Source organism: Pseudomonas sp. ZL2 (genome assembly GCF_054788455.1).
Map to the genome: position 1 here is coordinate 1 of NZ_JBGOGX010000045.1, position 5,978 is coordinate 5,978.

The 5,978-nt window shown below is 62.9% G+C and carries 7 protein-coding genes; 5 read left to right on the plus strand and 2 right to left on the minus strand.

The features are described 5' to 3' along the window. Positions 1-204: 204 nt before the first annotated feature. Together ABM562_RS21290 and ABM562_RS21295 are read right to left on the minus strand one after the other, a co-directional pair. A complete protein-coding gene (locus tag ABM562_RS21290) occupies positions 205-1,164 on the minus strand; it encodes an HlyD family secretion protein (RefSeq protein ID WP_115086576.1) in 960 nt (319 codons plus the stop codon). Positions 1,165-1,167: 3 nt separating this feature from the next. Further along, entirely contained in the window at positions 1,168-1,518 is a 351-nt protein-coding gene (locus ABM562_RS21295) for a DUF3302 domain-containing protein (RefSeq protein ID WP_115086575.1), read from the minus strand. A 156-nt stretch (positions 1,519-1,674) separates the two neighbouring features. Between ABM562_RS21295 and napE the strand changes: the two genes are divergently transcribed. The 5 genes from napE to ABM562_RS21320 are packed head-to-tail and all read left to right on the plus strand — an operon-like array spanning position 1,675 to position 5,740. After that, positions 1,675-1,845 (plus strand): periplasmic nitrate reductase, NapE protein, encoded by a 171-nt coding sequence (gene napE / locus ABM562_RS21300; protein WP_115086574.1) that lies wholly within the window; start codon positions 1,675-1,677, stop codon positions 1,843-1,845. A gap of 30 nt (positions 1,846-1,875) precedes the next feature. Continuing rightward, positions 1,876-2,136: a chaperone NapD gene (locus tag ABM562_RS21305; RefSeq protein ID WP_115086573.1), complete on the plus strand. Its 261-nt coding sequence runs from the start codon at positions 1,876-1,878 to the stop codon at positions 2,134-2,136. Next, positions 2,133-4,637: a nitrate reductase catalytic subunit NapA gene (gene napA, locus ABM562_RS21310; RefSeq protein WP_460423257.1), complete on the plus strand. Its 2,505-nt coding sequence runs from the start codon at positions 2,133-2,135 to the stop codon at positions 4,635-4,637. The genes ABM562_RS21305 and napA overlap by 4 nt, the downstream gene beginning before the upstream one ends. Positions 4,638-4,648: 11 nt before the next feature. After that, the gene (locus tag ABM562_RS21315) at positions 4,649-5,134 is read left to right on the plus strand and encodes a nitrate reductase cytochrome c-type subunit (protein ID WP_115086571.1); all 486 of its coding nucleotides are present in this window, start codon (positions 4,649-4,651) and stop codon (positions 5,132-5,134) included. 9 nt (positions 5,135-5,143) lie between these two features. Beyond that, positions 5,144-5,740: a cytochrome c3 family protein gene (locus tag ABM562_RS21320; protein WP_115086570.1), complete on the plus strand. Its 597-nt coding sequence runs from the start codon at positions 5,144-5,146 to the stop codon at positions 5,738-5,740. The last annotated feature ends 238 nt before the right edge of the window (positions 5,741-5,978 follow it).

Sequence of the window (5,978 nt, forward strand, 5' to 3'; positions counted from 1 at the left end):
GGACTTGTGGGAGCTGGCCTTGCCAGCGATCGAGCGCGCAGCGGTCGTAATCCAGGCGACACTTGATGTGTTGGCTGTACCGGCCTCATCGCCGGCAAGGCCAGCTCCCACAGAGGTCGTAATCCAGGCGACACCTGATGTGCTGGCTGTACCGGCCTCATCGCTGGCAAAGCCCGCTCCCACAGGTCGCACATTTGCACGCCGTCAATGAAACGGGAAGATGTAGTTCATCCACGCGGCCATGCGCAGGAGGATCTTGCGCATGGTGGCGATATGCGGAAAGTGCTTGCTGTACAGCGCTGCCTGGCCATAGGCACCGCCGGGCATCTGCTTGGCGTACTGGGCGAACGCCGGGTCGTCGATTTCGATGATCACCGGTACCCGCCCTGCCGGGGGGGAGCCTGTGTAGCTGACCAGGTTGCCGGAGGGCTGGACCTGGCCTTCGCCGATCACCGCGATGACATTCTTGACCTTGCCGTGAAACACCTTGCCCGGAATGCCGTCGAAGGCCACTTCCGCGTCATCGCCGGGCACCAGGCGCAACAGGCTGTTCTGGCGCATCCAGGCGGCGAAGTACTGGCCCTCTTCAGGGATGAACACCATCGACGGGCGCAGCGGCAAGGCACTGGCCATCATCCCCGCGCGCAACGATACATGGGTGACATAGCCCTTGCTCGGCGCCCGCACCACGGTGCTGTCGAGTTCGAACTGGGCGTTGTCCAGTTGCGCCTGCAGGTCGTCGACCCGGGCGATGGCCGCTTCCTGCTCGCGGCGGGTACCGAAGTTGCGTTTGATCAGCTCGTTGATGCGGTACAGATCACCCCTGGCGGCGACGATCTGCGCCTTGAGCGAGCGCAAGCGGTGCTCGAACGGCGCCGGGTCGATGCGAAACAGCACATCGCCCTTCTCCAGCGGCTGGTTGCCCTTGACCGGCACCTCGATCACTTTGCCGGTGACCACCGGGATCACCGGCACCGAGACGAAATACGAACGCGCTACCTCCGAATACGGGTGGTTGTAGTTCATGGTGAAGATCAGCGCACCGATCATGACGATGCCACCGAGTACCGCAGTGGGCACGGTCCATTTGTTCAGCGGGATGCGAAACAGCTTGAAGATCGCCACGCAGATCGCGGCGTAGGTAAGGATCAGTAGCAGGTCCATGGCTCAGATGCCTTCGCCGCGTTCGTCAGCGGCGGATGTTCCTTCGAGTCGGTCGAGGCGTTGTTGCAGTTCGAGTACCTGTTGTTCCAGGCGCAGCACATGGTTTTGCGGTGACTTGCCGTCGCCGAACCCCCAGCCGCGATCTTCGCGGTAGAGCATCGCCCAGATCCACAGGAACGGCCACAGCGCATGCAGGGTGAACAGGCTGACCCAGCCGGTGGCATGGATCGCATCCTGGTGCGGATGATTGCGGTGCACGGCAATTTCGTAGGGGATGTCGTGCAACACAATGATCCCGTAGAACAGCACCAGGCCGACGAAAATCAACAAACCCAAGGCGAAGTAATCGAGCATGATCGCTTACCGGCGCTGTGCTGTGAGCAGTGGCTTGAGTGTAGATCACCGATTGCCTTGTCAAGCTGCAGGCCGTGTATACCGTTGGTCGCGCCACACGGCCGGCGCATGGAAGGCTGGACTAGGCTCAGTTCACTTTCGACTGGAGATCGCTCCATGTCACTGGCTGAAGAACAGAAGATTGCGCGCAGAAAGGAAACCCTGCTGTTCGTGTTTCTGGTTGTCTGCCTGTTCCCCTTGCTCTCGGTCGCCATTGTCGGCGGCTATGGCTTTCTCGTCTGGTTTTACCAGCTGCTCTACGGCCCGCCCGGCCCACCCAACGGATAGCCCGCGCCCGCAGACTACTGGAGCCAGCCCATGGATGAAGCCCTGCACATTGCCAGCCTGGTGGTACACGCCCGCCCCGAACTGCTCGAGGCGGTGAAAGCCAACCTGCGCCTGCTCGACCACCTCGAACTGCACCGGCAAAGCGCCGCCGGCAAGCTGGTAGTGGTGCTCGAGGCAAGCGATGAACAGCAGATCCTGCAACGCATCGAACAGATCAACAGCTTGCCCGGCGTGCTCAACGCCGCCCTGATCTACCACGAACTCCTCGCCCCAGAAGGAGACAGCCCATGAGCATGACCCGCCGTGAATTCGCCAAGGCCCAGGCCGCCGCCATCGCTGCCGCCGCAGCCGGCCTGCCGATCTTTACCGATGCCAGCAACCTGGTGACCGAGGCCGACCTGGTCACCCTGAACTGGAACAAGGCGCCCTGCCGGTTTTGCGGCACCGGCTGCAGCGTGATGGTCGCCACCCGCGACAACCGCGTGGTGGCGACCCATGGCGACGTCAAGGCTGAGGTCAATCGCGGCCTCAACTGCGTCAAGGGCTACTTCCTGTCGAAGATCATGTACGGCAACGACCGCCTGACCCAGCCGTTGCTGCGCATGCGCAACGGCCAGTACGACAAGCAGGGCGAGTTCCAGCCGATCAGTTGGGACAAGGCCTTCGACATCATGGCCGCCAAGTACAAGGAAGCGCTGAAAAACAAGGGCCCGGAAGCGATCGGCATGTTTGGCTCCGGGCAATGGACGGTATGGGAAGGCTACGCCGCCAACAAGCTGATGAAGGCCGGTTTTCGCAGCAACAACATCGACCCCAACGCCCGCCACTGCATGGCCTCGGCGGTGATGGGCTTCATGCGCACCTTCGGCATGGACGAGCCGATGGGCTGCTACGACGACATCGAAGCCACCGACGCCTTCGTGCTCTGGGGCTCGAACATGGCCGAGATGCACCCGATCCTCTGGAGCCGGGTCACCGACCGCCGCCTGAGCCAGCCGCAGGTCAAGGTGGCGGTGCTGTCGACCTTCGAGCACCGCAGCTTCGACCTGGCCGACATCCCCATGGTGTTCAAACCACAAACCGACCTGCTGATCCTCAACTACATCGCCAACCACATCATCGAAAGCGGCGCAGTGAACAAGGACTTCATCAGCAAGCACACACGCTTTGCCCGGGGCGCCGACGATATCGGCTACGGCCTGCGCGCCGACGATCCACGGGAAGCCAAGGCCAAGAACGCCGACAAGGCCAACACCTGGAGCGATATCGACTTCGAGCAGTTCGCCGCGTTCGTGCGGCCCTACACCCTGGAGCGCGCGGCGAAGGAATCGGGCGTGCCAGCGGAGCGCCTGAAGGCGCTGGCCGAGCTATACGCCGACCCCAAGCGCAAGGTGGTGTCGTTCTGGACCATGGGCTTCAACCAGCACACCCGTGGGGTGTGGGCCAACAACCTGATCTACAACATCCACCTGCTCACCGGCAAGATCAGCGAGCCGGGCAACAGCCCCTTCTCGCTCACCGGCCAGCCCTCGGCCTGTGGCACCGCCCGCGAGGTCGGGACCTTCTCGCACCGTTTGCCCGCTGACCTGGTGGTGACCAACCCCAAGCATCGCGCCACCGCCGAGAAGATCTGGAAGCTGCCTGCCGGGACCATCCAGGAAAAGGTCGGTTTTCACGCCGTGCAGCAGAGCCGCATGCTCAAGGACGGCGTGCTCAATGTGTACTGGACCCAGGCCAGCAACAACATGCACGCCGGGCCCAATATCATGCAGGAGGTGTTGCCGGGCTGGCGCAAGCCGGAGAACTTCGTGATCGTCTCGGATGTCTACCCGACCGTGTCGGCCCAGGCCGCCGACCTGATCCTGCCCAGTGCCATGTGGGTGGAGAAGGAAGGCGCGTTCGGCAACGCCGAACGCCGCACCCAGTTCTGGCATCAACTGGTGACGGCCCCGGGCGAGGCCCGTTCGGACCTGTGGCAGCTGATGGAGTTTTCCAAGCGCTTTACCACCGACGAGGTCTGGCCCGCCGAGTTGCTGGCCAAAGCCCCCGAATACAAGGGCAAGACCCTGTTCGAGGTGCTGTATAAAAATGGCCAGGTCGATCAGTTCCCGGTCGAGCAACTGGAGGCCGGCTACCAGAACGATGAAGCCAAGGCCTTTGGTTTCTACCCGCAAAAAGGCCTGTTCGAAGAGTACGCCCAGTTTGGCCGTGGCCACGGCCATGACCTGGCCGCCTTCGACCGCTACCACAGCGAGCGCGGCTTGCGCTGGCCGGTGGTCGACGGCAAGGAAACCCGCTGGCGTTACCGCGAAGGCCTCGACCCCTATGTCGAGGCAGGCAGCGGCGTGCAGTTCTACGGCTACCCGGACAAGAAGGCGATCATCTTCGCCCTGCCCTACGAGCCGCCGGCCGAAGCGCCGGATGCCGACTATCCGTTCTGGCTCAGCACCGGCCGGGTACTCGAACACTGGCACACCGGGACCATGACCCAGCGCGTCGAAGAGCTGTACAAGGCGGTGCCGGATGCCTTGGTGTACATGCATCCGGAGGACGCCAAGGCCCTCAACGCCCGGCGTGGCAGCGAAGTGAAGCTGGTCAGCCGGCGTGGCGAGATTCGTGCACGGATCGAGACCCGTGGCCGCAACAAACCGCCACGGGGGCTGGTGTTCGTGCCGTTCTTCGACGCCAACAAGCTGATCAACAAAGTCACCCTGGACGCCACCGACCCGATCTCCAAGCAAACCGACTACAAGAAATGCGCCATACGCATCGAGCTGATCAGCGTGGCCTGAGGAGAACCGTCATGCCTATTCGCAGCCTGCCCTTGCTGATGTTTGCGGTGATCGGCCTGGTGGTCGCCGCCGAGGTCGACTACCCCCTCGATGCCCCAGGTCCGGACGGTCGCCGCCCTGGTGGTACCCTGACCCAGAGCATGCCGGCGCCGCCGCTGGCCAACGACGAGAACAAGGACCTCAAGCGCGAACGCAACTATCCCGACCAGCCACCGACCATTCCCCACACCATTCGTGGCTATCAGGTCGACATCAACGGCAACAAGTGCCTGTCCTGCCATAGCCGCGCCAACAGCGCGCGCAGCCAGGCGACCATGATCAGCATCACCCACTATATGGACCGCGATGGCCAGGCCCTGGCGGCGGTATCGCCGCGGCGCTACTTCTGCACCCAGTGCCACGTCGCGCAAAAAGAGGTGCAGCCGCTGGTGGGCAACAGCTTCGAAACCATCGACAAGCTGCTGCAAGACGATGCCAACGCCGCGCAAAAACCCTGAGGAGGCGCCATGCAAGCACTGTTCAGGCTATTCAAGGAATACTGGGGCATTCTCTGGCGGCCAAGCGTCTACTACAGCCTGGGTTTTCTGACCCTGGGCGGGTTCGTCGCCGGGATCATCTTCTGGGGCGGCTTCAACACCGCCCTGGAAGTGACCAACACCGAAAAATTCTGCACCTCCTGCCATGAGATGCGCGACAACGTCTTCGTCGAACTCAAGGACACCATCCACTACAGCAACCGCTCCGGCGTGCGCGCCAGTTGCCCGGATTGCCACGTGCCGCACGAGTGGACGCACAAGATCGCGCGCAAGATGCAGGCCTCCAAGGAGGTTTGGGGCAAGCTGTTCGGCACCATTGACACCCGCGAGAAATTCCTCGCTCATCGCCGCGAGCTGGCCGAACACGAATGGGCGCGGCTCAAGGCCAACGACTCGCGCGAATGCCGCAACTGCCACAACTTCGAGTTCATGGATTTCACCCGCCAGAGCAAGCGTGCCGCAGCCATGCACTCGACCTCGCTGGCCAGTGGGCAGGCGACCTGCATCGATTGCCACAAGGGCATTGCCCATAAGCTGCCGGACATGCGCGGGGTGCCGGGTTGGTAACTCAGTGCGCCACACTGGCCTCATCGCGGGGCAAGCCCGCTCCCACAGATTGGGTGTACACACATCCATTGTGGGAGCTGGCTTGCCAGCGATGAGGCCAGCCCAGCCAACACATCAGGCGGCGCCTGGATTGCGACCGCTACGCGCTCGATCGCCGGCAAGGCCAGCTCCCACAAGTCCGGCGTACACAGCACTACTGTGGGAGCTGGCTTGCCAGCGATGAGGCCAGCCCAGCCAA